Annotated in this window: 28 protein-coding genes and 2 pseudogenes; 3 read left to right on the plus strand and 27 right to left on the minus strand. The window is 55.3% G+C overall.

Going from position 1 to position 25,960, the window contains the following annotated elements:
- The first annotated feature begins 5 nt into the window (after positions 1 to 5).
- The 3 genes from HYT31_03730 (at position 6) to HYT31_03740 (ending at position 1,247) form a co-directional block, all read left to right on the plus strand.
- Positions 6 to 341 (plus strand): hypothetical protein, encoded by a 336-nt coding sequence (locus HYT31_03730; protein MBI2050894.1) that lies wholly within the window; start codon positions 6 to 8, stop codon positions 339 to 341.
- A 247-nt stretch (positions 342 to 588) separates the two neighbouring features.
- Entirely contained in the window at positions 589 to 870 is a 282-nt protein-coding gene (locus HYT31_03735) for a hypothetical protein (GenBank protein ID MBI2050895.1), read from the plus strand.
- A gap of 8 nt (positions 871 to 878) precedes the next feature.
- Positions 879 to 1,247 (plus strand): hypothetical protein, encoded by a 369-nt coding sequence (locus tag HYT31_03740; protein ID MBI2050896.1) that lies wholly within the window; start codon positions 879 to 881, stop codon positions 1,245 to 1,247.
- A gap of 102 nt (positions 1,248 to 1,349) precedes the next feature.
- Here the strand turns inward: HYT31_03740 and HYT31_03745 are convergent, their stop codons facing one another.
- The 27 genes and pseudogenes from HYT31_03745 to HYT31_03875 all read right to left on the minus strand — a co-directional run bounded on the left by HYT31_03745 (position 1,350) and on the right by HYT31_03875 (position 25,920).
- The gene (locus HYT31_03745; GenBank protein MBI2050897.1) at positions 1,350 to 1,778 is read right to left on the minus strand and encodes a F0F1 ATP synthase subunit epsilon; all 429 of its coding nucleotides are present in this window, start codon (positions 1,776 to 1,778) and stop codon (positions 1,350 to 1,352) included.
- 2 nt (positions 1,779 to 1,780) lie between these two features.
- Entirely contained in the window at positions 1,781 to 3,148 is a 1,368-nt protein-coding gene (atpD, locus tag HYT31_03750; GenBank protein MBI2050898.1) for a F0F1 ATP synthase subunit beta, read from the minus strand.
- A gap of 5 nt (positions 3,149 to 3,153) precedes the next feature.
- A complete protein-coding gene (atpG, locus tag HYT31_03755) occupies positions 3,154 to 4,038 on the minus strand; it encodes an ATP synthase F1 subunit gamma (protein ID MBI2050899.1) in 885 nt (294 codons plus the stop codon).
- Positions 4,028 to 5,515: a F0F1 ATP synthase subunit alpha gene (locus HYT31_03760; GenBank protein MBI2050900.1), complete on the minus strand. Its 1,488-nt coding sequence runs from the start codon at positions 5,513 to 5,515 to the stop codon at positions 4,028 to 4,030. The genes atpG and HYT31_03760 overlap by 11 nt, the downstream gene beginning before the upstream one ends.
- 4 nt (positions 5,516 to 5,519) lie before the next feature.
- On the minus strand, positions 5,520 to 5,909 hold the full coding sequence (locus HYT31_03765; GenBank protein ID MBI2050901.1) for a F0F1 ATP synthase subunit delta: 390 nt from the start codon (positions 5,907 to 5,909) through the stop codon (positions 5,520 to 5,522).
- A 1-nt stretch (position 5,910) separates the two neighbouring features.
- Positions 5,911 to 6,408: an ATP synthase F0 subunit B gene (locus HYT31_03770; GenBank protein MBI2050902.1), complete on the minus strand. Its 498-nt coding sequence runs from the start codon at positions 6,406 to 6,408 to the stop codon at positions 5,911 to 5,913.
- Between the two features lie 50 nt (positions 6,409 to 6,458).
- Positions 6,459 to 6,680 (minus strand): ATP synthase F0 subunit C, encoded by a 222-nt coding sequence (gene atpE, locus HYT31_03775; GenBank protein MBI2050903.1) that lies wholly within the window; start codon positions 6,678 to 6,680, stop codon positions 6,459 to 6,461.
- 81 nt (positions 6,681 to 6,761) lie between these two features.
- Positions 6,762 to 7,544 carry a F0F1 ATP synthase subunit A gene (locus HYT31_03780; protein MBI2050904.1) on the minus strand — a complete coding sequence of 261 codons (783 nt, stop codon included), beginning with the start codon at positions 7,542 to 7,544 and terminating at the stop codon, positions 6,762 to 6,764.
- Between the two features lie 6 nt (positions 7,545 to 7,550).
- Positions 7,551 to 7,814: an AtpZ/AtpI family protein gene (locus tag HYT31_03785; GenBank protein ID MBI2050905.1), complete on the minus strand. Its 264-nt coding sequence runs from the start codon at positions 7,812 to 7,814 to the stop codon at positions 7,551 to 7,553.
- 100 nt (positions 7,815 to 7,914) lie between these two features.
- Positions 7,915 to 8,373, minus strand: a complete 459-nt coding sequence (locus HYT31_03790) for a small multi-drug export protein (GenBank protein ID MBI2050906.1) — start codon at positions 8,371 to 8,373, stop codon at positions 7,915 to 7,917.
- An 86-nt stretch (positions 8,374 to 8,459) separates the two neighbouring features.
- A complete protein-coding gene (locus HYT31_03795; protein ID MBI2050907.1) occupies positions 8,460 to 8,639 on the minus strand; it encodes a hypothetical protein in 180 nt (59 codons plus the stop codon).
- A gap of 79 nt (positions 8,640 to 8,718) precedes the next feature.
- Positions 8,719 to 9,682 (minus strand): annotated as a pseudogene (locus HYT31_03800) (DNA recombination protein RmuC).
- 82 nt (positions 9,683 to 9,764) lie between these two features.
- Positions 9,765 to 10,949 carry a TatD family hydrolase gene (locus HYT31_03805; GenBank protein MBI2050908.1) on the minus strand — a complete coding sequence of 395 codons (1,185 nt, stop codon included), beginning with the start codon at positions 10,947 to 10,949 and terminating at the stop codon, positions 9,765 to 9,767.
- 97 nt (positions 10,950 to 11,046) lie between these two features.
- Positions 11,047 to 11,223 carry a hypothetical protein gene (locus tag HYT31_03810; GenBank protein ID MBI2050909.1) on the minus strand — a complete coding sequence of 59 codons (177 nt, stop codon included), beginning with the start codon at positions 11,221 to 11,223 and terminating at the stop codon, positions 11,047 to 11,049.
- Between the two features lie 60 nt (positions 11,224 to 11,283).
- Positions 11,284 to 11,802, minus strand: coding sequence for a CvpA family protein (locus tag HYT31_03815; GenBank protein ID MBI2050910.1), 519 nt, complete (start codon positions 11,800 to 11,802; stop codon positions 11,284 to 11,286).
- A gap of 20 nt (positions 11,803 to 11,822) precedes the next feature.
- Positions 11,823 to 13,161, minus strand: a pseudogene (locus HYT31_03820) (methionine--tRNA ligase).
- Positions 13,161 to 14,222: an AI-2E family transporter gene (locus tag HYT31_03825; protein ID MBI2050911.1), complete on the minus strand. Its 1,062-nt coding sequence runs from the start codon at positions 14,220 to 14,222 to the stop codon at positions 13,161 to 13,163. The pseudogene HYT31_03820 and the gene HYT31_03825 overlap by 1 nt, the downstream one beginning before the upstream one ends.
- A gap of 12 nt (positions 14,223 to 14,234) precedes the next feature.
- Positions 14,235 to 15,098 carry an insulinase family protein gene (locus HYT31_03830; protein ID MBI2050912.1) on the minus strand — a complete coding sequence of 288 codons (864 nt, stop codon included), beginning with the start codon at positions 15,096 to 15,098 and terminating at the stop codon, positions 14,235 to 14,237.
- Positions 15,029 to 15,400 (minus strand): insulinase family protein, encoded by a 372-nt coding sequence (locus tag HYT31_03835; protein MBI2050913.1) that lies wholly within the window; start codon positions 15,398 to 15,400, stop codon positions 15,029 to 15,031. Before HYT31_03835 ends, HYT31_03830 begins: the two co-directional genes overlap by 70 nt.
- Positions 15,401 to 15,440: 40 nt before the next feature.
- The gene (locus HYT31_03840) at positions 15,441 to 15,959 is read right to left on the minus strand and encodes a DNA-3-methyladenine glycosylase (protein MBI2050914.1); all 519 of its coding nucleotides are present in this window, start codon (positions 15,957 to 15,959) and stop codon (positions 15,441 to 15,443) included.
- 20 nt (positions 15,960 to 15,979) lie between these two features.
- The gene (locus tag HYT31_03845) at positions 15,980 to 16,318 is read right to left on the minus strand and encodes a hypothetical protein (protein MBI2050915.1); all 339 of its coding nucleotides are present in this window, start codon (positions 16,316 to 16,318) and stop codon (positions 15,980 to 15,982) included.
- 2 nt (positions 16,319 to 16,320) lie between these two features.
- Positions 16,321 to 16,827 (minus strand): SocA family protein, encoded by a 507-nt coding sequence (locus HYT31_03850; GenBank protein MBI2050916.1) that lies wholly within the window; start codon positions 16,825 to 16,827, stop codon positions 16,321 to 16,323.
- 130 nt (positions 16,828 to 16,957) lie between these two features.
- The gene (locus tag HYT31_03855; protein ID MBI2050917.1) at positions 16,958 to 18,259 is read right to left on the minus strand and encodes a glycine--tRNA ligase; all 1,302 of its coding nucleotides are present in this window, start codon (positions 18,257 to 18,259) and stop codon (positions 16,958 to 16,960) included.
- 637 nt (positions 18,260 to 18,896) lie between these two features.
- The gene (tgt, locus tag HYT31_03860; GenBank protein ID MBI2050918.1) at positions 18,897 to 19,988 is read right to left on the minus strand and encodes a tRNA guanosine(34) transglycosylase Tgt; all 1,092 of its coding nucleotides are present in this window, start codon (positions 19,986 to 19,988) and stop codon (positions 18,897 to 18,899) included.
- On the minus strand, positions 19,988 to 21,781 hold the full coding sequence (locus HYT31_03865; protein ID MBI2050919.1) for a hypothetical protein: 1,794 nt from the start codon (positions 21,779 to 21,781) through the stop codon (positions 19,988 to 19,990). Before HYT31_03865 ends, tgt begins: the two co-directional genes overlap by 1 nt.
- Before the next feature lies 1 nt (position 21,782).
- On the minus strand, positions 21,783 to 22,490 hold the full coding sequence (recO, locus tag HYT31_03870; protein ID MBI2050920.1) for a DNA repair protein RecO: 708 nt from the start codon (positions 22,488 to 22,490) through the stop codon (positions 21,783 to 21,785).
- A gap of 1 nt (position 22,491) precedes the next feature.
- Complete coding sequence (locus tag HYT31_03875) at positions 22,492 to 25,920, minus strand: class I tRNA ligase family protein (GenBank protein MBI2050921.1); 3,429 nt, start codon at positions 25,918 to 25,920, stop codon at positions 22,492 to 22,494.
- Between the last annotated feature and the right edge of the window lie 40 nt (positions 25,921 to 25,960).

The following is a 25,960-nucleotide window of genomic DNA, read 5'->3' on the forward strand; positions in this document are numbered from 1 at the left end:
GTGATATGCAACGTCTTGCAGGAGCGGTGTTGCTCGCCATCGTGGCGGGCGTTGTGATGTACAGCATGCACGTGGACCGCCAGTACGAGGTCATGGCGGCCCGCGCGGCGTGGGAGGAAGCCGCGACACTCAACCGGCCGAGCGCCACAGCGCAAACCCTCCTGTGCCGCATAGAGCGGCACAAGGACACCATCATCGCGGATGGCATTGCGTCCGCAGACTCGTTTCAGGCCGTCCAGAGCCGCCTGGATATGCTGTGGGAGGCCTACTGCTGGCTGGAAGACGAGCGGCTCGCGGCATCGCCAGCCGCAGGGGGCGAGGTCACGCTCGGCAACGAGTAACACCGCGGGCGCCGCGCCAACACTGGACTGACCCCCCTCCCCCGAAGCCCGACTGGACTCACGTCCGCCGGGCTTCTTTATTTTTGTGTGAATGGCCCTATTGCTTAATCTTCCTTATAAACTCCTCGGGCGCAACAACAGTTGTAGGGCTCTCACTCGCGCTTGCAACAAGGTAGGGTGTATTGTTGTATTCTTCGTACATTATTGCTATAATGCAATTATTGATAACTCCTTACCTTTCAAACCTATGAATAACGATGAAGAACTAATTAAAAAAGCCGATATTCAGAGGATAGCAGAAGAAGGGGCGAAGATTTACGACCAGATTAAGGTCAATTATGACCCCAAAGAAAGGGGCAAGTTTTTGGCTATTGATATTGATAGCAAAAAGGCATATCTCGGCAACACAAGTGCTGAAGCGTTGGAGCTGGCAAGACAAAATCATCCCAATAAGGTCTTTTATGTTGTGAAGATAGGATTTGATGTTGCCGAAACAATGGCGAAAACATTTACTGACAGCTTTAAGTAATTTGTAAAATGATTAGCGGCGTATTTGTAGAAAACATACCCTTAATAAAAGTTGTAGTGGCTTGGGGGCAATCAGTGCAAGCCCCTTTTGTTATTTTGGACACTGGTTTTACTGGTGATTTTCAAGTAACACCCAAGATAGCAGGAGAACTCGGTCTCCAAGTTGCTGGTGTTACAAAAACACAAATTGCCAATGGCGATGTTATTGAAGTTCCCGTAGCTCTCGCAGTTGCGGCGATGGAAGGGGCGGTAAATTACATTCAAGTTTTAATATCTGAAAGTATGCCGTTAGCTGGTATCAGCTTTTTGTCTAAATTTGGCTATAAGGCAAGTATAGATTGTAAATACAGAACTGTGGCATTGGAGAGAATGATATAGTGACTAGTGCGGTGGGTTTAAGTTGCCGAGGACGTGATGCAAAAATCCATGCACCGGAACACTAATCATGAGCAGTGGCGGTTCCCCATAACTAGAGAGCGCCTACGGCTTCGGCAGCTTGCGGTACTTGTTAGCCACGCGCACGCGGGCAAATTCCTTTTCCAGCTTTGCTTGCAAGGCCGCGTAATCAACGTCTTCGTGGTGGCGCGCCTCGGACATCAGTTTCTCGGCGCGCTCATGCGCTTCCTTGGCGCGCGCCACGTCAATTTCTTCGGCGCGCTCGGCCGTGTCCGCCAGCACCACCAAAGAATTGTCCGGCCGCACCTCGCAAAATCCGCCGGAGACGGCCAGGGCGTATTCTTCCTCCCCTTTCTTGCAGCGCAATTCACCGCTTTGCAAAACCGTAACCAACGGTATATGCCCGGGTAAAACAGTAATTTCGCCGGACGTGGTCATCATGGTAACTTGGTCAATCTGGTCTTCAAAAACCACGCGCTCCGGAGTGATAATTTTGAAGTTAATCGTGCCCATGGTTACTTGACCTCATCAATCCCGCCCTTCATGTAGAACGCCTGCTCCCCCCGCTCATCATGCTTCCCGTCCAGAATCTCGCGGAAGCCGCGGATGGTTTCCGCCAAAGTCACGTACTTGCCCTCGGTGCCGGTGAACGCCTCGGCCACAAAGAACGGCTGGGACAGGAACTTTTGGATCTTACGGGCGCGGGCCACGGCAATTTTATCTTCATCGGACAATTCTTCCATGCCCAAAATGGCAATGATGTCCTGCAAATCTTTGTAGCGCTGCAGCACCTTCTGCACGTCCCGGGCCGTGCGGTAATGCTCAACACCCACAATATTCGGGTCTAACATCGTGGAATTGGAATCAAGCGGATCAACGGCCGGATAAATACCCAATTCCGTCAATGACCGGTTCAACACCACCGTGGAATCCAAATGCGCGAACGTGGTGGCCGGCGCCGGGTCCGTCAAGTCGTCAGCCGGCACGTACACGGCCTGCACCGAGGTGATGGAGCCCTTGTCCGTGGAGGTGATGCGCTCCTGCAACAAGCCCATTTCCGTGGCCAAGGTCGGCTGGTAGCCCACGGCCGAAGGCATGCGGCCGAGAAGCGCCGAAACCTCGGAGCCGGCCTGCGTAAAGCGGAATATGTTGTCAATGAAGAGCAGTAAGTCCCGGCCCTCTTCATCGCGGAAATACTCGGCCATAGCCAGCGCGGTCAGAGCCACGCGCGCCCGCGCGCCCGGGGGTTCATTCATCTGGCCGAACACCAGCGCGGTTTTATCCAACACGCCGCTCTCTTTCATTTCGCGGTACAAATCATTGCCTTCCCGGGATCGCTCGCCCACGCCCGCGAACATGGAATAGCCGCCGTGCTCCTGCGCGATGTTGCGGATCAGCTCCTGGATGACCACGGTCTTGCCCACCCCGGCGCCGCCGAACAGGCCCACTTTGCCGCCCTTCAAGAACGGACAGATTAAATCAACCACTTTGATGCCGGTTTCCAAAATTTCGTATTTAGTGGACTGCTTGGTGAACTCCGGCGCGCGGCGGTGGATGGGATACTTCTTTGCGGCTTTGGGCGCAGGCAGGTTGTCAATCGGATCGCCGGTCACATTGAACATGCGGCCCAACGTCACCGCGCCCACGGGCACGCTGATCGGCTCGCCGCGGTCAATTACTTCCTGGCCCCGCTCCAGGCCGTCGGTGGTGGACATGGCCACGGTGCGCACCACATTCCCGCCCAGATGTTTTTGCACTTCCAAAACCAAAGTAGAGCCATCCGGCAGTTTGGTTTCCAAGGCATGGTAGAGCTCCGGCAGCTTTTCGGGAAAATGTACGTCAACGACCACGCCGATGATTTGTGTGATAATGCCCTTGTTCATAACGATTATGCTAGAGCCGCTGCTCCACCGACGATTTCCGAAATTTCTTGCGTAATCGCGGCCTGGCGGGCTTTGTTATAAATATAGTTTAATTCGGTGATCATGTCAGCCGCCGCGTCCGTGGCGTTCCGCATGGCCAGCATGCGGGCGCTGTGCTCCGAGGCGTCGGATTCCAGAATCGCCTGGTAGATCTGCATTTCCACGAGCCGCGGCACGAGCGCGGTTAAGGTGTCGCGCGGATTCGGCTCAAAGAGGAATTGCCAATGCGGGCCGGATCCTTGCGTGGGGACAGCTGCCTCCTCCGGCCTGGCCAGGGGCAGGAGCTCTTTCAACTGCGGCGTCTGTTTTAACGGCGAAATAAAATCCGTATAGGCCAGCACAACTTTGTCGTACTTTTTGCTGATGTACTCGGCCACCGCCGTCTGTGAAAGCGGCAGGGCCTCTTCCGGCCGGGTGGTCAAATCAATCTTCGGGAATTCCGCCGCAACCGCATGCCCGTAGCGCTGGTAAATTTTTTGCCCGCGCGTGCCCGCGAGCATCACCTCCACCTTTGTTGCACCCCCTGCCTCTGCTTCTGCGATGTACTCGTGCACCCGGGCGAGCAGGCGGCTCGCAAATCCGCCCGCCAATCCGCGGTTGGAGGTAATCAGGATCAAGCCAATGGTGTTAATCGGCCGGCGCGCCAGGAGCGGATGATGCGCGATGGCAGTTTTGGCCGCAATGTCCGAGAGCATCTGCCAGGCCAGGGCCGCGTACGAGCGGCTTGCGAGCACGTTGGCCACGGCCTTGCGCATCTTTACCGCGGAAATCATTTCCATGGCTTTGGTGATCTTCTTGGTGGAGCCGACGGACTTGATGCGCCGCTTGATTGCCTTGGTGTTAAGCGGCATAGTCCTCGCACGCAGTCTTTAATTCGCCTTCTATGGAATCGTCCCACTCGCCTTTCCCAATCTTATCAAGCAAATGCTTATGGGTTTTATTCATGTGGCTGTGAAACTTTTCTTCCCAAACGCGGATATCCGGCACCCCTACGTTATTGGCAAAGCCGTTGGAGATGGCGTAAATCACGGCCACTTGGTTGGCCGCGGGCAGGGGCGCAAACTGCGGCTGTTTTAGAATTTCAACCAGGCGCTGACCCAAATCAATCTGCTTTTTGGTTTCCGGATCCAAATCGCTTGAGAACTGGGCAAAGGCTTCCAGCTCGCGGAACTGGGCCATGGCAAGCTTCATCTTGCCGGCCACTTTCTTCATGGGTTTAATCTGCGCGGCCGCGCCCACGCGGGACACGGAAATGCCGATATTAAGAGCCGGTCGGATGCCGCGGTAGAACAAATCGGTTTCCAGGAAAATCTGGCCGTCCGTAATGGAAATGACGTTGGTCGGGATGTAGGCGGTCACGTCCCCGGCTTGGGTTTCAATAATCGGCAAAGCCGTGATGGAGCCGCCGCCCGACTCCTTATTACGACGACAAGCCCGCTCCAGCAGGCGGGAATGTAAATAAAATACATCCCCCGGATAAGCCTCGCGGCCCGGCGGGCGGCGCAGCAAGAGCGAAATTTCGCGATAGGCCCAGGCCTGCTTGGATAAATCGTCGTAAATCACCAGCACGTCTTTCCCTTGATCCATAAAATATTCGGCCATAGCCACGCCCGCGTACGGCGCAATATAGAGGAGCGAGGCCGGATCCGAAGCGCCGGCCGAAACCACAATCGTATAATCCATGGCCCCGGTTTCTTTAAGTTTCGCCACCAAGCGCGCCACCTTGGATTCTTTCTGCCCGATGGCCACGTACACGCACACCATGTCCTGGCCTTTTTGGTTGATGATCGTGTCAATCGCCACCGCGGTTTTGCCGGTCTGCCTGTCGCCGATGATGAGCTCGCGCTGGCCGCGGCCGATCGGAATCATGGCGTCAATGGCCTTGATGCCGGTCTGAACCGGTTGCGACACGCCCTGGCGGGTCGCAACTCCGGGCGCGATCCGTTCAATAGGATAGAATTTTTTTGATTTGATGGGAGATCCCCCGTCAATGGGCGCGCCCAGGGGATTGACGACGCGGCCGATCAGCTCTTCGCCCACGGGCACGGACAAGATGCGGCCCGTGCGCTTAACCGTATCCCCTTCTTTAATATGGGCATATTCGCCCAAGAGCACGGCGCCGATGGTTTCTTCTTCCAGGTTCAGAGCCACGCCAAAGGTAGCGCCGGGAAACTCCAACATTTCATTAAACTGGCAGCGCGTTAAGCCTGACAAGCGGGCAATGCCGTCCCCGACTTCAATCACCGCGCCCACCTCCTCAACGTGGACCGCGCTCTCAAAGCCCTCTATCTGTTTTTTTAGTTGTTCAACAATGGCATTGATTGACATAGGTTTAAGAAGCTAGCTTCATCGTTAAGTTGCGTAATTGGGTGGCCGCACTGGCGTCAAAAATGGTATCCCGGCTCCGCACCACCACACCGCCCAGGAGGCGCGCGTTGCGCGTGGTTGTGGCCTCCGCTTTTTCGCCGAAAATTTTTTTTATGCGGCCCACTGTTGCCCCATCCAGCAGAAAGGCGCTCTCTATGTGAATCTCCGCAATCCCTTCTTGGGCCTTGGCGTAATGGATGAATGCGCCGATGATCCTGTCCGCGCGCCGGAGCGCGCGCTCGCGCGCCAGGAGCGCCGCAAAATGCCGAATGGCTTTTTCCAAGGCCGCGCCGCGCTTATTGGCCGTGATTTCGTACAGGGCGCGCGCATAGGTTTGGGGAGTTCTGGTATCCATACTACGCTTTGAGCTTGCTGATGATGCCCGCGATCAGCTTCTTGTCTTTTTCTGCGGTCATCTTTTCGCCAATGAGCTTCTCTAAAGCCGCGCCCACCACCCCTGCCGCCTCTTCCTTGAAAGCCGCCATCATCTCTTCTTTTTCCGCCTGGACCGTGCGCTTGGCTTGCGCAACCAGGCGCTCTATCTCCACGCGCGCCTTGGCTTTCAGCTCCTCGGATACTGCCCCGGCCTCGTTCGCCGCAGCAATCAGCACTTTTTCCGCTTCCACTCTGGCCGCGTGCATGCGTTTTTTGTAGTCAGCCTCGGACGCGGCCAGGCGGCCCTGGATCTTCTCGGCGTTGTCCAGGCTCTGGTCAATGACGTTTTTCCGTTCCTCAAGTTTTTTTGCGAGCGGCTTTAAAATCAGCCACCACAGTATGGCCGCCACCAAAACGAAGTTCCCAAGCTGGAATAAAAACAGGCGCACATCAAGCCCGAACGAGGCTAAAATATCCATAAAAAAATAATCTTATTCGGGCTGTCCAGCAAGTGAACGGCCCAATAAAACTACTTCAAAGTGAACACCACCACCAACGCGTAAATGGCGATGGACTCGGCAAACGCCGCGCCCAAGAGCATGGGCACAAACACCTTGCCCGATGCCTCGGGGTTGCGGCCGATTGACTCCAGGGCTTTGGCCACCAGGCGGCCGATGGCGAGCGCGGGCCCCAGGCCGCCGATCGCTATGGCAAAGGCCTTGGCCAGGACCACGACTGATTCATGTTCCATATCATTTCCTTTCTTACGGGCGCGTCCGGCCGAGGGGAAGTATGTTTAACCTCGCCGCGGCGCCCACTCTGATAAGTAATGCTAATGCGCCTCTTCGTGGACCGGCGCGGTGGTTGCAACCGTCAGGTACATCAACGCGAGCATCGCGAATACTCCGGCCTGGACCACGCCCACCAAAAGCTCCAGCAGCATAAACGGCGCCGGCACCGCCACACCAACCAAACTCGCCATCACCGAGAGCAGCACCTCGCCCGCGAACACGTTGCCAAAGAGCCGCAAGGACAAGGAGAGCACCTTGGCAAGCTCGCTCACTATCTCAATCAGGCCCACGCCCAGCTCAATGATGGCCGTAAAAATAGCCACCGGCCCTTTTCTTAAGCTCTTGATGAAGCTGCCGATTTGGATAAATTTGTTCAGATGGGTGAACACGCCAACTGTGATGAATCCGTACGCGTGCGACAGCGCCACCGCCGAAATGGCCATGGCAGCCGTTAAATTCAAGTCCGTATTGGCCGGGCGCAGGACAAACTCGTGGTTCCAGGTTAAGCTGCCGGTGCCGGGCAAAAGGCCGAGCCAATTGGAGAGCAGGATGAAAAAAAACACGCTGCCCGCGATAGGCAAGAAGGTGAGCGTTTTCTTCCGGTCGCCCGTCACCTGGTCAAAATACCCAAGCATGGTCTCCAAAAAAAACTCCAGGGCGTTCTGCAATCCAGCCGGCCGCAGGGAGAGGCGCACGCGGACCGCGATGCCGAGCGCCAAAAAAATCACGATCGCGAGCCACGCGTTGATGATGGTGTTGGTAATGCCAAAACTGCCGAGGTGGAAAACAACATCAGGAGCCAATGTGGGGATATGGAATTCCATGGGTAATTACTTGCTCGTGCCTAACTTCTGGTACTCCGCGCCGTAGCGCTTGGCTTTGCGGTAGATAACCGTGCCGGACAAGAAAGCCGCCAGGATGAAAGCCAGAACCGTAAAAAGCCAGCCCCCCTGGTACCGCTCATCAAGCCATCTGCCTGCGAGCACGAACAGGACCACGGGCACGGCAATGGCGGCGCCAAAATCGCCTATGATGCGGAACGCGAGCAGGTGGTAGCTCCGGTCGGGCGATGAAGAGAGTTTCGGCTCGTTCATAACTAAAAAAAGTAGGTAACTGTGTACGGTGCCCTAACCACATTAAGAACCCTTTCCGCGGCTGTGTCAATGCTCCTTAGCCCTTGATTTTTTTCCGAAACTATAGTATATGGAGCACCCCCAGGCTCGCGAGCGCCACCGCCAAACCGGCAAGGAGCACTCCCGAAAAAATGAGCCCGAGCGAACGCCAGAACGGCAACCCGAGCAAATAGGCCGCAACAGAGCCGCTCCAGGCTCCGGTCAGGGGCAGCGGAATCGCCACAAACACCACAAGCGCAATGGAGCCGTACACTTCCCACTTCCCGGTAATTTTGCGGCGCGTGCGGCTGAACACCCACGCAAAAAAACGCTCCCAGAGCCGGGAGCGGCTCGCGAGGAACGTGGACACCGCATCCAAAAAAAGCAGTAAAAAAACGACCGGCACCATGTTTCCCAGTACCGAGAGCGCGTAGGCTTCGGCTATGGAGAGGCCGAGCGATCCCAATGCCAGGGGAATAGCCAAACGCAGTTCCCCGATTGGGGTCATAGCCGCGAGCGCTGTTTGTAGGTATGGATCCATGGTGTACTCTGCTTCCGCGGCTGCAAAGCCAGAAAAATGGGGCCAGGACCCATTTTTCCTTGCATGAAAAATCTTTTCTCGGCGCGCTATCCCTTGCTCATCTCGCCGGCGACCAAGACCACGCCAAACGCGACCAAGACCACGGGCCACACCGGAAAGTCAATATCCACAAATCCCATCTGGCGCGCGTAGAGCAGAATCCCGAGGATGATCAAAAATACGCCGAACGTGATCTGCGCGGAGTGTGCCATCAACTTTTTTGCCATAGTTTTATTTTATTTTTTTAGTGCCCGGGTACGACTTTTCCACAGGCGGTTATAGTATAGCACATTTTGCGCCATCCGGCTACTCATCAACTTTTTCCGGCCCCTCAATCAGTTCAGGCATAACCCCGGATTCAGTGCGGCCCGTGATTTTCATCACGTCCTTATCTATCTTCCCGAGCTCCCGGAACGACGTATTGTACGCATTGACCGTGGTTGCGAGGTGCCCGCCGAGCTTGCGGACGTACTCCTCGTAATTCACGATGTGCTTTCCCAAAGCCTCCACCTGCGTGCGGATCGCCTGGGCGTCCTTTTCTATCTGCAAGGCTTTCAAGCCCTGGAGCACGGTCTGCAGGTACGCGAGAAACGACGTGGGGGACACAATGATGACGTGCTTCCGCTTGAACGCGTACTCAATCAAATCTTCGGTTGAGATTTTTACGGCCCCAACTTTGTTGATGAGCAGGTCATAGTAAATGCCCTCGCTCGGGATGAACATGAACGCAAAATCCATGGTCCCCTCGCTCGGGCGGATGTACTTTGCGGTCTCGTCAATCCTGTTCTTGAGGTCGTTCTTGAACACCTTCTCGTGCCGGTTCCGGTCCTCTTCTGTGTCCGCGGCAATCACGCGGTTGTAGTTTTCCAGGGAAAATTTTGAATCAACAGGCACGATCTTCTCGTCAATGAACACGGCCGCGTCAACGATTTCCCCGTCCTTGAATTTGTACTGCATCTGGTAGCTGCCTGTTGGTCTCGTCCAACTTGGTGAGGCGCTCGGTCACGTCTTTCAGGATCTGGTGGGACTGGCCCGTGATCCCCTGGATGATTTTTGAGGACTGCCCGAATTGCGCTTGCATCATCTTGGTTGATTCCCCGAGCTTGGAATCCAGGGTGCGCGTAAGCTCATTAAGCTGGTTCTGCAGCAATTGCAGGCCTTGTGTGTCCGGCGGCTTTTGCATTTCGCGGATGCGCCCGATCAGCACAAATACAAGCGCGCTAAAGCCCGCCAAAAGGATGATGATAATGATTAAAAATGTTACATCCATAATGTCATTGCGAGGGAGCGATAGCTCCCGCGGCAATCCTTGGTCCCGAGCGAAGCGTGGGGATCATCAACGCGCTAAGGCTCTAGATTCCAAAAAAGCGTCTAGCGTTCTCCGTAGTTTGGGAAGCCACTGTATCATAGTCCTGCCCCCGAATGAACGCAATACCCCTGGCCACATATTCAACATATGACGGTTCATTTTGCTTTCCGCGGTAGGGCTCGGGCGCCAAATAAGGTGAATCAGTCTCAATCATCATCCGATCCATGGGAATATTGCGTACTACCTCCTTTAATGTTTCGCTGGCGTTTTTGAATGTCACAATGCCGGTAAAGGAAAGCATCAGCCCCAAATCCAAAAACTTTTTAGCCATCGCCCAGTCCCCGCCATAGCAGTGCAGAACGCACTTGAAATACCCGAAGTCTTTGATGATATTATAGAGATGTTCGTAAGCCGTAAGACCACCCCCCAGTCCCCTCTGTCGTGCCGGAATGGGAATCTCCTCTGATACCATTCCCCCTCCTGTAACCAGGAGGGGGTTAGGGGGTGGTGCTTTGGATTCTGTTTTACTATCACGCGAATGCAGTATGACAGGCAGTTTTTTATCCCGCGCAATGGTTAAATGCGCCCGCAATAAATCTTCCTGTTTTTTTAAGATAACTTCGCGCTGATTCTCGTCAATATGGAAATGGTCAATCCCGGTCTCCCCGATTGCCACAACTTTTGGATGATCAGCCGCTTTGTTAAACCAGTCAAAATCGAACTCCTCATCCGTGTGCGTCGGATGCACGCCCAAGGCGGCAAAAACGCCATCGCTGGATTCCGCGATGGCGATGGATTTTTCACTCGTGGCCTTAGCCGCGCCCACGGCAATCATCTGAATATCTTTCTCCCGGGCGCGTTTGACCACCTCGGGCCAGGAATCGTCAAAAGCTTTAAACGCTAAATGGCAATGGGTGTCGATGAGCATAATTAATTGAGGAAAGTGAACAGGGAGTCCTAATTCCGTTGAACCAGTTAATTTTGTTGCTACAATGCCATTGAGGTCGTACTTCTCTGACTGATAAATGGAACTGACTTGTTGGCCGCCGATAATTCCGTCTTTATTGTATTTCTGAATAAAGTCGTCAAGCTTAACATTCCCTACTGATATTCCAAAACTTGCTGTATATAACTTCTCTTCTCTTAGACCTGTATATGTTACCCCTCTAGACTCATCGGACGAACCAGTTACCTCCCAATCAACGGTTGGAGCTAACTTCTTGTTCATACGGTCGGTTTTAGGTAATAGAAATCTTAAGTTTGCCGTCCAACGCCTTGGCGACTTTGCGCAACAAGCGACGGGCTTGGAAACTGGTCATCCGAAGCTAATTAATCTTTTCCAACTGCCCAAAATCCACGGGCACGCCGGTTTTTTCAGCTATGGCCTTAACCCACTGGGCGATCAGCGCATCACGGTGTTTGAGCTCAAAATACCGTTTATCGGAAAGGTATGAAATATCCAAACTATCCAAGGTCATTTGTTTTTTACTGATATCTTCCATAGACTCGCCTATCATACCACGCGGCCGCGCAAAAAACAACCCCGCAACAAGCCGCTCACACTATATCAAAGACTGGATCTGCTTGATGGCGTCCGGCAGAAGCGGCTGGACGATTCCCGCAATCCCGAGAAGAATGGGCGCAACCCGGGAACCGTCAAAAAAATTTTCCACCAAGCCCCCGAACGGAAACCGCGCCGCAAAATAGAGCACCAAGCCAAGGAGGATGGAGGACTGCAAGAGCCCTAAGGCCGCGCCGAGCAAGCGGTTGCCGAACTGCATGAACGGCAGCACCGCGACTGACGTGTACACGCGCTCCGCGAGCGAAACGATGAAGCCCACAAGGTAGTTGACCGCGATCAAAAGCGCCACAAACGCGATCATGCGCGCCAGGTTGAGGTTGTGGTCAAACCCGATAATCGGCGCGATGAACTCCGCAGCTGGCTCATAGTACCGGCTCGCGAGCGCCACGGCGCCGACCAAACCCACAATGCCCCCCACGGACCGGATAAGGCCTTTCCGAAACCCCCAGACCGTGGACCAACCCACCATGGCGAGTAAAATGTAGTCAACGACAAGCATGGGAATAGTGTACCAAATATTTACTTCCGGGGGAACAATGGTTTTGCCTTTTTGACCGGCGAACTGCTGAACTGCTCCATAATATATTCCGCGGTTTCAGGCAAGAACGGCTGCAGGAGAACGGCAATATTCAGAATCTGCTGGCTCACCGGCTCAAGCACTTGCTTTTTCTCGCCTGCTGATTCCATCTCCCAGGGCTTTGATTCGGCAAGCGTTTCATCAACCCTTGAGAGCTCCCGCCAGAGCACGGCGAGCGCTTCGTTGAACTGGTAGCGCTCCATTGCGGATGAGACGGCCGTAGCGAGCTTCTTGTCGCTGCCCGGCGCGATGGAAACCGTGATTGCGTCTTTTTCCAAAAGCGTTGAAACGCGGGAGATAACATTCCCCAGGCCATTGGCGAGGTCTCCGTTGTAGCGCTGTTCAAATTTTTCAATGGTGGTCTATGACCGCACCGCTTGACTTGGACATCTTTTTGCCTTCGCTCGTGATGAATCCGTGGATCAGGATCTGTTTGGAATTCGGCAGCCCGGCGGACAAGAGCATTGCCTGCCACATGGATGCCTGCTGGCGCAAATTGTCCTTGCCCGCGATTTGCACGCCCGGCCAGAACTTTTTGAACATTGCCTCATCGCTTGGCCAGCCGAGCGTGGAAATATAGTTGACCAAGGCATCAAACCACACGTACATCACCTGGCGCTCATCCCCGGGAACCGGAACGCCCCAGGGCATTTTCTCCCGCAACCGCGAGACGCTGAAATCTTCCAGCCCGGATTTCACGAACTCCGTAATCTCTTTTAGCCGGTGCGGGGGCAGCACAAAATCGCTCTGCGATTCATACAGCTTCAAAAGCGGCTCCTGGTACTTTGAAAAACGGAAAAAATAATTTTCCTCGTCTATAGTTTCAAGGGCTGTATCCGGGTGCAGAGGGCACTTCCCATCCGCAAGTTCTGATTCAGTCTTTTCCAGTTCGCACCCAACGCAGTATTTGACCTTGTAATTTTTCTTGTAGATGTCCCCTGCCGCCTCGCACCGCTTCCAGAACTCCTGGGCCGCGGCTTTGTGGGCCGGATCAGTGGTGCGGATGAACGCGTTATAGCTCAAGTTCAGAGCAGCCTTAAGATCATCAAACCGTTGCGCGTGCTTGTCTGTGTACGCCTGCGGATCCTCGTGGGCCTCCTGGGCCTTGCGGTAGATTTTGAGGCCATGCTCGTCCGTGCCCGTGTTGAAAAACACCTCATCCCCCTGCAAGCGGCGGTAGCGCGCAATGGCGTCCGCCTGCGCGATTTCCAGCGCAAACCCGATGTGCGGGCTCGCGTTTACGTACGGAAGGGTGGTGGTGATGTAGAATGGCTTTGCCATCAAGAAGATTTTTCGCCCCTAATCTCCTCAACCATCACCCCAAACCAGTCGCCTGCAATGGTCATCACCGCAACCGCAACCGGAATGGAGAGGATGGCGCCCAAAATCCCGGCAAGTTTCGCGCCGAGCAGAATGACGACAATCACCACAATCGGGTTCATGCCCACGGCGCGCTGCATGACCTTGGGCACAATGATGTTGCCTTCAAGCTGCTGGATCACGAGGTACAGAATGACGACCAAGAGCGCTTTAATCGGGGACTGCAAAAACGCGAGGAGCACGGCGGGTATGGCGCCGATAATAGGGCCCAAAAACGGAATGACCTCGGTGATGCCCGCAATCAAGGCAAGCACCAGCGAGTACTTGACCCCGAGCGCCAAGAGCCCGATCCAGGTGACCGCAAAAATAATTCCGGAAAGCAGGAGCTGGCCGCGCAGCCACAGCCCGAGCTTGTCCTGGATGCGGACAAACATGCTTTCCACATACTTCTGGTGGCTCGCGGGCGTCACGGAGCGGATGAAATACTTGAGGCCGTCGCGGCGGGCGGAAAAGTAAAACGTAAGCACCAGCACTAGGATGAGGGTGGTGAGCCCACCGAAGATGCCGGAGAGGGTTGCCACCACCGAACCGGTGTACGAGGACAGGGTCTGGCCAATGGAGCGCAAGTTGCTCTGGAACGCCTCGCCGAAATCGCTCTGGATCTGCAAATTCCCGAACAGGTTTATCAGCCGCTCGTAGTAGAACGGGAACGTGGCAGCCAGCTGGTCAATCTGCTCCGTGATTGGGGGGATGAGGAGCACAATCACCAGGCTCAACACGAACACCAGAGCCACGTAGATGAGGAGGATACCGGCTCCCCGCGGAACGCGCTTCTTCTCCAGCCAGTCAATGGACGGGCCGAGTGATGCGGCAAACACGAGCGACACGAACAAGAGCACCACAATGTCCCACACCAGGTAAAAAAACGTAAGCACCGCGAGCACCGCCAGGATTTTGACGATGCTCAACGTTGAGAGGTGTATGGTGGTTGAGTCTTTTGGGTCTGAAAACGGATTTGCCATACGCTGATTATACTAGAATTGCAAAAAACGAGCAAACTGCTTTACGGACTTGAACGGGCTTAAGGTGGTGAGGTGCAGTTTTTTGCGCTGGATAATTTTGTTCGCAACTGCTTTGACGTCGGCAAGCTTGACCTTGTCAATTCTGCGAAACACCTCCTCCGGAGTTTTAATTTTTTTGGCAAACAGCGCTTGGGACCCGTAGAATGACGCCACGTCCAGAGAATCTTCCTGGCTCAAAGCCATCTTGCCTTTGATGTACTCCTTTGCGCTCGCAAGCTCGTCTCCCTTGACCCCATTGGCTTTGATGTCCGCAAGCTCAATGCTGATTGCCTCAAGCGCCTTATCAAATTTTTTGAGGTCCAAGCCCGCCTGGATGGTGAACGTGCCCGTGTCCTCCAGTGTATCGGATGAGGAGCGGATGAAGTAGCACAGCCCCAAGCGCTCGCGCACCTGGATGAAGAGCCTTGAGCTCATGTTGCCGCCGAGGATTATGGAAAGCAATCCCAGGGCGTACTTGTCCTTGTGCTCGCCCGCGACCCCCGGAAACCCGAGCACGGCATGAGCCTGGCTCGTCTCTTTGCGGTGCGCGCTAAATGATTGCTTGTTGATTTCGCGCGAGAGCGGAGCAACGCGGTTGCGGCTGCCGCGTCTGATTGAGCCGAACTGCTTTTGCAGGAGTGATAAAACGCGGGCCTTTTGGAAGTTGCCGGCAATGCTTATGGCGATATTGTTGGCGTGGTAGTGCTTCTGCCAGTAATTGACGAGTTGCGAACGCTTCATCTGCGTGATGGTGTGCGGCGTGCCAATCACGTGCTGGCCAAGTTTTGAACCGCTGCCGAACAAATCCTCTTCAAACAGGTCCTCAACCTTTGCCATGGGATTATGGGAAGATGGGTATTCTCGGCCTTGATGTAGTACCCGGTGCTCTCCTTGCCGGTCCAGGCATTGTAGTCCGCGCCGATTGAATCCAGCTCCTTGGAGATGATGAGCGTGCTCGGCCGCTTGGCAGTGCCCTTGAACAAGAGGTGCTCCACAAAGTGCGAAATGCCGTTGATGGGATTGGCCTCAAACCGCGAACCCACTTTAATCAACACCAAAATGGAAACCGCCCGGGTGGCGGTATTCGGCGAAAGAATTACCTTAATGCCGTTCTTGAGTTTGGTTTGATGAAATGCCATGCTGAAATAGTATCGTTTTTGGGGTAAAATTGCAATGCCCTCAAACAACAACAAACCGATACTTCCTTTTCGCCCACACAGGTCCCGCATAGTCCACGCCAATGCGCGGAAGGCGCTTGATATCGCTTTTTTTGACGACAACTCCCCTGTCCTCAATCCATAATCCAGTAATGCGGCTCGCGGGCTTTGCGTTGAATGTTTTGGTGATGGAGAGCGCCTTGGTGAGTTTAGCCGGGCCATTGATACTACCTGCGCCACGGATGAGTATTGCGGCTGGATACTCGCGAGCGCCAGTGACGATATTCAGCATCCAGTGCATGCCATACACCAAATACACATACCAAAACCCGGCATCCCCGAACATGGGCGCGTTCCGGAGGGTATTCCCCCTGCTCGCGTGGGACGCTTTGTCGTTAAAACCATCATATGCCTCCACTTCCGTAATAGGCAGGCTGATTTCCCTGCTCCCGATTCTGCGGACAAGAAACATGCCCAAAAGCTCTTCTGCAACTTTGAGCGTGGGGCGGTTGAAAAATACTTGCTTCACTATCGCTCCCATAGAAACAATCAGAATTCAAACTATAGTAACAAACGCTCTTTTATTATGGCAATCAACTCTTTCTCATGCTTGTAAATTCCATGCCGCGAAAAGACCAGCAGTGTGGCCGCTTGAGGTGACGCCATTTGAAACGCAAGGCGGTAGCCGTGCGACTTGCCCACGTTCTCCCCGAGCGGCACGACCCGCGCTTTGTACACGCGCTCATTGCCGAACTCGTTGAACTGCTCAATGCCGGGTGTCTCGGCTAAACCCTTAACGCAAAACAAGCGCACCCACGCCTGGAGCGATTCTTCCGGAGCTGGGTAGCGCTTGAGTTTTTTAAAATCTTTCTTGATGCCATCGTGCCGCTCCACCTCCATACTCACACCTTCGCCATCTCTCCATACGTATTGCGATAGTAGGACAAATTGTAATCAATCACGCCGTCCGGCTTGGTGGCAATCCAGGGCGCCTCGCCGTGGCTCGCGTTCTTCATTTCGGCGCCGGAAAACTTTTCCCATTTGCCAGCAATCTCCTCAAGCATCAAGAGTTCTTCTCTGCTGAACGCGGAAACGTCAAACGGCTTGAGGGGTTCTATGAGCTGCTGCTCCCGGTATCCGTCCACAACAGCGCGCCTGCTGATTTTGATGTCCCGGCCATCCATCTTCTTGAGCATCTTTTCCGCCATGCGCGGCACCGGCCCGTTCTCAAACCGCAGGTACTGGTCGCCGGTAACTGACCTACCGTATTTCTCAAAAAAATCAAAATCCAAAAAGTAGAGCAGCTTCATGAGTTTGAGCTTCCCTAGTGTCCCGTTGCGAACTTTATTAGCAAAAAAAAGTACTGCGTTGCGGTACTTTTTCTCATTGATTCGGAATCGTGCGGTCATAGCGCTTACAGTATATAACAAAAACGGCATGGCCGCAACACAGCCCTATTCCGCTGCTAAGCGCCACCTACTCACGCTCGCCCACGCCCGGCTGGAACCGCCAATAGCAATGATGTATTTTTTTGGCATGTCAATTAAGTTTCTCCCGCACATACCCCGCAAGTTCCCCAACCTTGACGCGCACTTGCTGCATAGTGTCGCGGTCCCGGATGGTGGCTGTGTCGTCCTCAAGCGTGGTAAAGTCTATGGTGATGCAGTAGGGCGTGCCGATCTGGTCCTGGGAGTAGTAGCGCTTGCCCACATTGCCCCTATCATCCCAGACAGCCATGAACTTCTGGCGCAGGTCCTGGTAGATACTTTGCGCTTTTGCAACGAGCTCGGGCTTGTTGCGCATGAGCGGAAACACCGCAACTTTGTAGGGCGCGAGCTTTGGAGCGAGTTTGAGCACTTCCCTATCACCCTCTTGGCTGTAGCTGCTTGCGAGGATAGCAAGCAAGGTGCGGTCAACGCCCAATGATGGCTCTATCACGTGCGGCCAAAAATCTTCGCCTGATGCAGGGTCTTTGTACGGAGCTTCCTTAAAGTGGTTTTTGAGGTCAAAGTCCGTGCGGTACGCAAGCCCGTACAACTCGTCTTTTCCGAACGGAAAATCAAACTGGAAATCAACAGTCTTTTTTGAGTAGTGCGCCAACTCATCCTTGGGCACGTCAAACTCATGCACCTTGCCGGAATTGATGCCGCAAGCTTTGATCCATTCATGCATTTCTTTTACCCACATTGCAAACGGCTCCTCCCAATCCTTGTCGTCTTTTGGCGCGGGAATAAAGTACTCAATCTCCATCTGCTCAAACTCGCGCGTGCGGAAAATGAAGTTGCCTGGAGTGATTTCGTTGCGGAACGCTTTTCCGATTTGCGCAATGCCGAACGGCAATGTCTTGCGCGAAGTTTGCAGTACGTTTTTAAAATCAACAAAAATCGCCTGCGCGGTTTCCGGGCGCAGGTACACAACATTGCTCTCATCCTCAACCGGCCCCAAGTGCGTGCGGAACATCATGTTAAACTGCGCTGGCGCAGTGAGTTCCCCCGCGCACTCCGGACAAGAACCACCCCCTGACCCCCTCCTCGTTTGAGGAGGGGGAAGTTTATCGGCGCGGAAACGCGAGTGGCACTTTTTGCACTCAACCATGGGGTCATTGAACTCGGAAACATGGCCGCTCGCCTCCCACACTTTTGGGTTCATAATCAATGCCGCGTCCAAGCCCACCATGTCATCCCGCCTGCGCACAAACAGGTCCCACCAGAGCGCTTTGATGTTGTTTTTGAGCTCAACCCCCAAGGGGCCATAGTCCCAGGAGTTGGCAAGGCCCCCGTAAATTTCGCTTCCCGGGTAGATAAATCCCCGCTGCTTGGCCAGAGAAATAATTTTTTCCATGAGGTCTTGTTTTTGCATACAATAGCTCTATGATAGCACGAAAGCTTGACAAAAATCAATCAATGTGCAAGTATACACGTACTTTCGCGATTCCCCGCTCCTTAACACGCCAGGCTAGCCCCCTCTCTTCAGAGAGCCTGGCCGGCCCGGCAGGCCTCGCCCTGCGGACGCACGTCCGTGCCTGTCCGGGCCACTGTACTTCGGCCTCGTTGCAATCAGCTGCCTTGGCTGCCCCCCAGCCAGTGCTTTGTCCGCTGATTGAGGCCGGAAGCCCAGCTTCTTTGCTCGCAACACCCCTCCGCGAGCACGGCGACAAGAAGCTGGCGCTGCGCGGAGGGTGCGGCGCTAGACGCACCCTCCGCGCTCATCTGCTCTTCTTAAAAAACCCACGTCGGTTGCCGCCGCGCGAGCAGATCGCCATCTGCTTTCTCCCTTGGCAGCCGACACGCCGGCGGGCGTTTCTCATCTCGTCGCCCGCCGGCACCTTCCGCCGACCCGCTCCTCGGGCCCCAGCCGCAAAACGGCGGGAAAAGAATGGGTCGGCCGCCATGGCAGGCCTTCATCCTGGCATGGCAAGCCCGGCGGGTGGTGCTTTGCGGCTTCGGTCGCATTGCATCACCCCCGGGTCTTTTTTTACTTACAGTTTTCCCTTGCTGACGGCAGTGCGGATGCGGCGCATCAATTCAAGGTAAAAATCCACGTTATTGAGCGTGGCGAGCCGCACTGCGAGCGGCTCTTGTGTTTTGAAAAGGTGGTGCAGGTACGCGCGCGAATACGTTTGCAGCTCTTTGATGTGTGATTGCGCGTTGATGGGAACAAAGGACTTTGCGAATCGCGCGTTGGTGATGGATGCGGCTTCGTACCCGAATCCCGCGCCTTTCCAAAAGTACAGCCGAGCGTGCCTGGCTTCGCGCGTGGGAATCACGCAGTCAAACAAATCAATGCCGCGTTTTACGGCCGCAACAATCTGTTCCGGCTTGCCCACGCCCATAAGGTAGCGCGGCTTTTCGGCCGGAAGTTCGGGGACCGTGTACTCAAGGACTTTGAACATGTCGCTTGCCGGCTCGCCGACCGCCAAACCGCCGATGGCATACCCGTCAAAATCCAGATTGACCAATTCGCGCGCTGATTTAAGGCGCAAGTCCGGATGGATTGAACCCTGTACAATTGCAAACAACAGTGCGTTATTAAGATTGCCGCGTCGCTTCGCTCCTCGCAATGACATAGTAGCCCACTTCGTCGTCAACTCTACTGCGCGTTCCGCTTCTTTGCGGGAGCAGGGGTACGCCGGGCACACGTCAAGGACCATGCGGATGTCCGAACCGATCACTTCCTGGATCTCCAGGGCTTTTTTCGGAGTCAGCAAAAACTCTCTGCCGTCTCTGTGCGACCGAAACCGGACGCCTTCCGGGAGAATCTTGCGGATCTTTGCCAGTGAAAAAACCTGGAACCCGCCCGAGTCCGTAAGCAACGGGCCGTGCCAATCCATGAACTTGTGCAAGCCTCCTGCCTTTTTCAAAATTAACAGCCCGGGCTGCAACAGCTGGTGATACGTATTTGAGAGGATGATCTGCGCTTTGAGATTGCGCATATCATCTCCGGTCAAAGATTTGACCGCGCCCTTGGTTGCGATGGGGCAAAAAAACGGCGTCTGGATAGAGCCGTGCGGCGTCTTGAGCGTGCCGAGCCGCGCCAGTGAGCGCCTGGATTGTTTGCGGATAGCGAACATTACTCAATGTTTCCCAATGTCACGCCGTTCAGAAACAGCTCCATTGCCTCCCCGGCCGCATCATCAACCACTTTGAATTCACTGCGCTCAAGGAGGGCCGCGGAATCCGAAAGCGCGGACGTTGGAGTAACGCCGATCTTGAAGCGCACCTCAATGGGCAGCTCAAGCGCTGGCACGCGTGATGCCTTCCACACAACGTTCCGCGTGCCTGGGTCAAAGCTGATTTCGCCGACCGCGAGGCTTGTATCGTCTTTCCACGAAACAGGGCTCGGCAGCCGTACTGCGAGCGTAAGGTCGCGCAAGCCGGACGTGGTTGGCCCAATGTTCCACTGCATGACGTACACCGTCTCCTGGCCCGGGAGCGGCGGGTGCGGGCCCGATCCCAGAACCGCGCCTTCAGGGCTCGTATACAAGCCCATGATGTCAAAATCAATATCCGCGAGAATGTTGATGAGATGCTCTTCGCTTACGACAGAAACCTCCTGGTCCCCGAGCTTGGCTTTAACCTCTGCCCCGGCAACCAAGCGAGGCACTCCGGCAAATCCGCGCGGCGGCCGCTTGGCTGTGGTGAGGCTCAAGCGCAGCGCGGCACTTGCGTCCGGGCGCAACGAATCCAGAGCCGGCGTTGTGGCGGTGTCCCAGAACACGCTGCCGGATTCGTAGAACCCCCCGTTCTGAATGTTGAGGGATGCGGAGTCCCACAGGCTCTCGCTGGGCATCTTCAGCCTCACCAACACGCCGCGCATCACGTACTCGCCCGTATTCTTGAGCGTGGCTTCGTAATCAATGCGCTCGCCCCACTGCAGTTTCTGCCCGCTTGCCGGTGTTCCTGAAACAATGACAGATACGGACGCGTTCTGGATGCTGATTTCTTTGGATGCGGTAAGGAGCGGCTCGGAGGAATCGCCGCGCCCGAGCGATGCCGAGATAACGGCGCTTGAGCCCGACGGTGCTCCCACGCCCCCGGTAATGGAGAGCTCGTAGGCGTCTCCGTTTTTGGCAAGTGATGACAAAGGCCAGCGCCGCCCTCCCTCCTCCGCGGGCGCGGGAGAGAGGGTTATGATGGAGAGCGCTGCCGGGATATCCAGGTCCAAAAACACTTCAGCCGCGTTTTCCTGCGCGAGCGTTTCTCCGGAGGCGCGCACCACAAATAAAACTTCAGATCCCTCGGCGGCAACCCCGGGCCCGCTGATGTCCAAACTGATGGTCGGGTCCCCCAGAGTCACGGCCTCCTCATACGTTGCCGTGTACGTGCTCGTAAACGACTCCGGCTGGAACGAAAGCGAAAACGGGATCACCACCGCAGTACCTGCCCTGCCCCCGAACCGCGCGGTAAACTGAAAGTCAATTGATGCTCCGGCGCCAAGCCCGCCGAGCTTCCAGGTGTTGTTGGCTTCGCTCTCGGCTTGCCGGTCCGCGGAAATGAAGTGCGCGATGCCTGCCTCCCGTCCGCTCCCCTCGTCCGGCCAGTCAATGTAGAGCTCAAGCGCCTCCAGGGCAACCTCTTCGTTGTTGGTGATGCGCAGGGTGTAGGGTACGCTGTTTGCGGTCTCCGGGCTCTTCTTGCCAATGAGCTCAAAACTGACGCGTTGGCCCGTAAAGCTCTCCGGCGTCCTGCCAAAAAGGTACATGCCCCCGAGCACCACGGCAACCATGGCAAACAGGAACAAAACCAAGCCCCAGAGGTAGAGCGCTTTTCCGCTCTTCTTGGGCTTGTGCTCAAAGGAACGCGGGTTAAAATTGCCGGTTCCGTAAATGCTCTTCATGGCGCTTGAAATGTTGCGTGATGCCATACTATGCCGCTACCATATGATAGAAATTCCAGCTTTCAAGCGGTTCCTCAAACACGTAGTTCCAGAACCGTTTTGCGATTGACTGTGTAGCGCTGCCGAACGTTTGGCTTGCTCCCCGCAGTTCCGCAAGCACGCTCTCGTCCGCCGCATCCGCGAATAAATCGCAGGAAGCGCACGCGCTGCAGAGCATGCCGCCTCCCTCGCAGCTGAACGCGCCGGATGAAAGTTTCTTCTTGCAGTTGATGCACGCCGCAAGCTCCGGCGCAAACCCGGTTGAGGCGAGCACGTGCCACACGAACTGCCCCGTGGCCGTGGATTCCTGCCCGCTCGGCGCATAGGAAATCCGGGTGAGCGTTTCATCCAACAAATGGTACACCCCGCATTCGCGCGACAGCGGCCGGGTGGCCCTTTTCACGGCCTCAACGCACACGCTTGCCGCCGCTATTTTGGCGATGTCGGAACGGATCAGAGCCCTGGGATCGTAAGTCCTGCTTCCTGCCAGTATATCCCATTTTCTGCCGTTTGCAAGCAAGAGCTCGGTCTTGATGAAGGGCTCCAGGTGCCCCGCGAGCTTTGACTGGAGTTTGCGCACCCCGCGCGCCCGCGCCTCAATCCTCCCAAAGTCATCCGAGAAAAACGAGATGATCCGGTCGTGCTCGCGGTAGGGATAGGCCGATAAGATGATTGCCTGGGTTTTATACGTTGCCATGCTAAAATTTGATGTTGACGGTTTCGCCGTTTATCTCCACTGCCTTGCCGCTGTTTTTCTTGTTGGCAAGCTCGCGGGCGATGACTGATTTTTTAAGCTCATCGCCGTACTGCTCAAACACGTTCAAAAGCTCCTTTGATTCGGTGTGGTAGGCGAGCGTAATGGCGTCTCCCGGGGTTAAGCCTTTCTCCTTGCGCATGCTGTTTATGGCGCGCACCAGTTCGCGCAGGCGCCCGAGAGCGGCAAGTTCGGAGGTGATTTCTGTATCAAGCGCAACCGCAAGCGCATCACCCGCGATGTAGGTGATGTTTTTGACGTTGAGCTCATCCGCAATGAGTTCCGTGGCATCATTCGGGAGCGCTTCTCCGGTAACGCGCGCGGACGAGAGCGGCTGCCGGATTTTAATTCCGGCTGCAGCGCGGGCCGCCAATCCCTGCTCTGCGATCTGGCGCACCCTATCCATTGCCGACAAAACTTTTTCGTCAACCGCGCCCGCCTTTGGCCACGCCTGCAAATGGATTGACTCGCAGTACCCCAGCTCCTGCCACACGTGCTCGCTCGCAAACGGCACCACCGGGCTCGCGACGAGCGAGAGCTGCTCCAGCGCCCATTTGAGCGTTCCCAAGGCCTCCGTGTCCAGAGCTTTGATGCGCTCGCGCGAGCGGCGCACGTACCACGTAGAAAGGTCGTTCAGGTACCCCGCAATAGGGCGCGCTGCCTTATTCAAATCGTATGCGTCATACGCATCAGTGACATTGGTGATGAGCTGGTTCGTCTTTGCAACAATCCACTGGTCCAGCAGGTGCGTGGTGCCGGGTTTCGGCTTGATTGAATCGTCCGCATGCATGCGGTAGAACGAGAGCACATTATACCAGATCAAGAGAACTTTTTTCACGACTTCATCAACGCCTTTTTCCGAAAAATTGAAATCCTCGGCAGAGAACACCGGGGAGGTTGCCAGGTAGTAGCGCACCGCGTCTGCCCCGTACTTTTCAAACAAGGCCATGGGGTCAGGGTAGTTCTTGAGGCGCTTGCTCATTTTTTTTCCGTCCTCCGCGAGCACAATGCCGTTCACGGCCACATTTTTGAACGCGGGCTTGCCTTTAAGCGCGCCCGCGAGCACGTGCAAATAGTAGAACCACGCGCGCGTCTGGTCCACGCCCTCGGCGATGAACTCCGCGGGGAAATTGTCCTTAAATTTTTGCCCGTTTTCAAACGGGTAGTGCTCCTGCCCGTACGGCATGGAGCCCGCCTCAAACCAGCAATCCAGCACGTCCGGAACGCGGCGCAAGACGGCGCCGTCTTTCCCTTTGAGCGTTATGCGGTCCATGTGGTGCTTGTGCAGATCAAAACCCGACCCGTCCGCATTGAGGTAAAAAGGGATCGGGGATGCAAACGGCGTGGCATCGCACAAGTAATAAAACTTCCCGAGGCTCCCCTGGCGGAGCAGGTAGTCGCACGCCGCGCTGATAATGCCGTGCGATACGACTACGACGGTCCCCCCTTTGTGCGTTTTTGCGGCATCAGCAAAAAACGCGCGCACGCGCTCGCACACGCCGCGCCCTGATTCGGCGCCGCCCATGCGAAAGCCAAAACGCTCGTCAAGGGGAAGGGACGCATACGTTTGGTAGGATGCATCTTCGGCCAAGTCGTCCGAGGGACGCTCCTCCCATGTTCCGTTGTTGTCTTCTTTGAGCCGGTCGTCAAACTCCGCCTCAAGGCCGAGCTTCCCGGCCAGGGATTCAGCGGTCTGCCGGGCGCGCAAAATCGGGGAGCTGATGATGGCGTCAATGCGTTCGCCTTTTAGCTGCGCCGCCAACGCGCGCGCCGCGCGCTCCCCAGCTTTGGTGAGCGGATGCTTATCAAGGGCTGACGAGTGGATGCCCGCGATGTTCTTTTCGCTCTCTGCGTGCCGGATAAATATGATTTTGGTGATGCCCGGAGCTCCTGCGTGGTACAGCTCATCAATGGAGCCGATGACTTTTATTTCTTGGTTGTCCTCGGATTTCCACACGGGCAGAACGCTTCCCCAAAACCGTTGCCGCGAAATGGACCAGTCCCGCGCACCGGCAAGCCACTGCCCGAACCTGCCCTCTTTGATGTGCCCGGGGCTCCAGTGGATTTTTTCGGCATTCTTGAGGAGCTTGGATTTGATTTTTTCAACCGCCACAAACCAGGATGAAGTGGCGTAATTCAACAGCGGCGAATCGCACCGCCAGCAGTGCGGGTAATCGTGCTTGTACTTTTCCTTGCCAAAGAGCGAGCCATGCGCGGCAAGATATTTTATAATTTTGACGTCAGTGCTCTCGGCGCTCTCGGATTCCGGATGGTCCGGGGTATTGGGTTTGTCCTGATGCTTGACGAAGCCCCCCGCAAAATCCGTCACCTCACTAACGAACGTGCCGTCCATGGCCACATGCTGCACAAAGGGAAGATTCTCTTTTTTGGAAAGTTCGTAGTCATCCTCCCCGAACGCAGGCGCAATGTGCACGATTCCGGTCCCCTCTTCGGTATTCACAAAATCCGCGGCATACACCTTGAACGCGTTTTCGCGGTTTTCCAAACTACTGTTGTCGTAGTACGGAAACAGAGGCTTGTACGCTTTTCCCAGCAGTGACGCAATAGCAATGCTCGCGGGCTTGCCGTGCTCTTTCTCGCCAAACACGTCCGCAAGCCTTTCCTTGGCAAGGACATACCGCGACCCTTCGTGTTCAACTTTGATGTACTCAATGTCCGTGCCTATTGCAAGCGCCATGTTCCCGGGCAAGGTCCAGGGGGTCGTGGTCCACGCGAGCAAAAACGTTCCCGGCTCATCAACTAACTCAAACTTGGCGGTGACCGACACATCAGTCACCTCCTGGTACCCTTGCGCGACCTCGGACTGGGCAAGCGTGGTTTCGCACCGCGGGCAAATGTGCATGGAGCGGTACGCTTCGTACAGCAATCCCTTATCATGCAATTCCTTGAACACCCACCACACGCTCTCCATGAATTCCAGGTCCATGGTTTTGTAGTCATTGTCAAAATCAACCCACCGGCCCAAGCGGTTGATGACCTCGCGCCACTCGCGGACGTACGTTAAAACTTTGGAGCGGGCGTCCTCGTTGAACTTGTCCACCCCGTACTCCAGAATGTCTTTTTTGTGCTTAAAGCCGTGCGACTGCTCCACGATGTTCTCTATGGGCAAGCCGTGGCAGTCCCAGCCCCACCTCCGCGGAACGCGGTACCCCTGCATGGTAACGTAGCGGGGCACCATGTCTTTCATGAGGCTTGCCACGATATGGCCGTAGTGCGGGGTGCCCGTGGCAAACGGCGGGCCGTCATAAAAAACGTAGTCCCCTTTCGGGGCTTTCCGCTCAACGGATTTTCTGAACGTACCGTCTTTGCGCCAAAACTCCAAAATTTTCTTCTCTATGTCCGGCTGCTGCATATCTTAAGTATACCAAAAAAACCGATTTTTTCAACCAAAA

Source organism: Parcubacteria group bacterium (assembly GCA_016181765.1).
In the GTDB taxonomy this organism is placed as follows: domain Bacteria; phylum Patescibacteriota; class Patescibacteriia; order UBA2169; family UBA2169; genus CG10-46-32.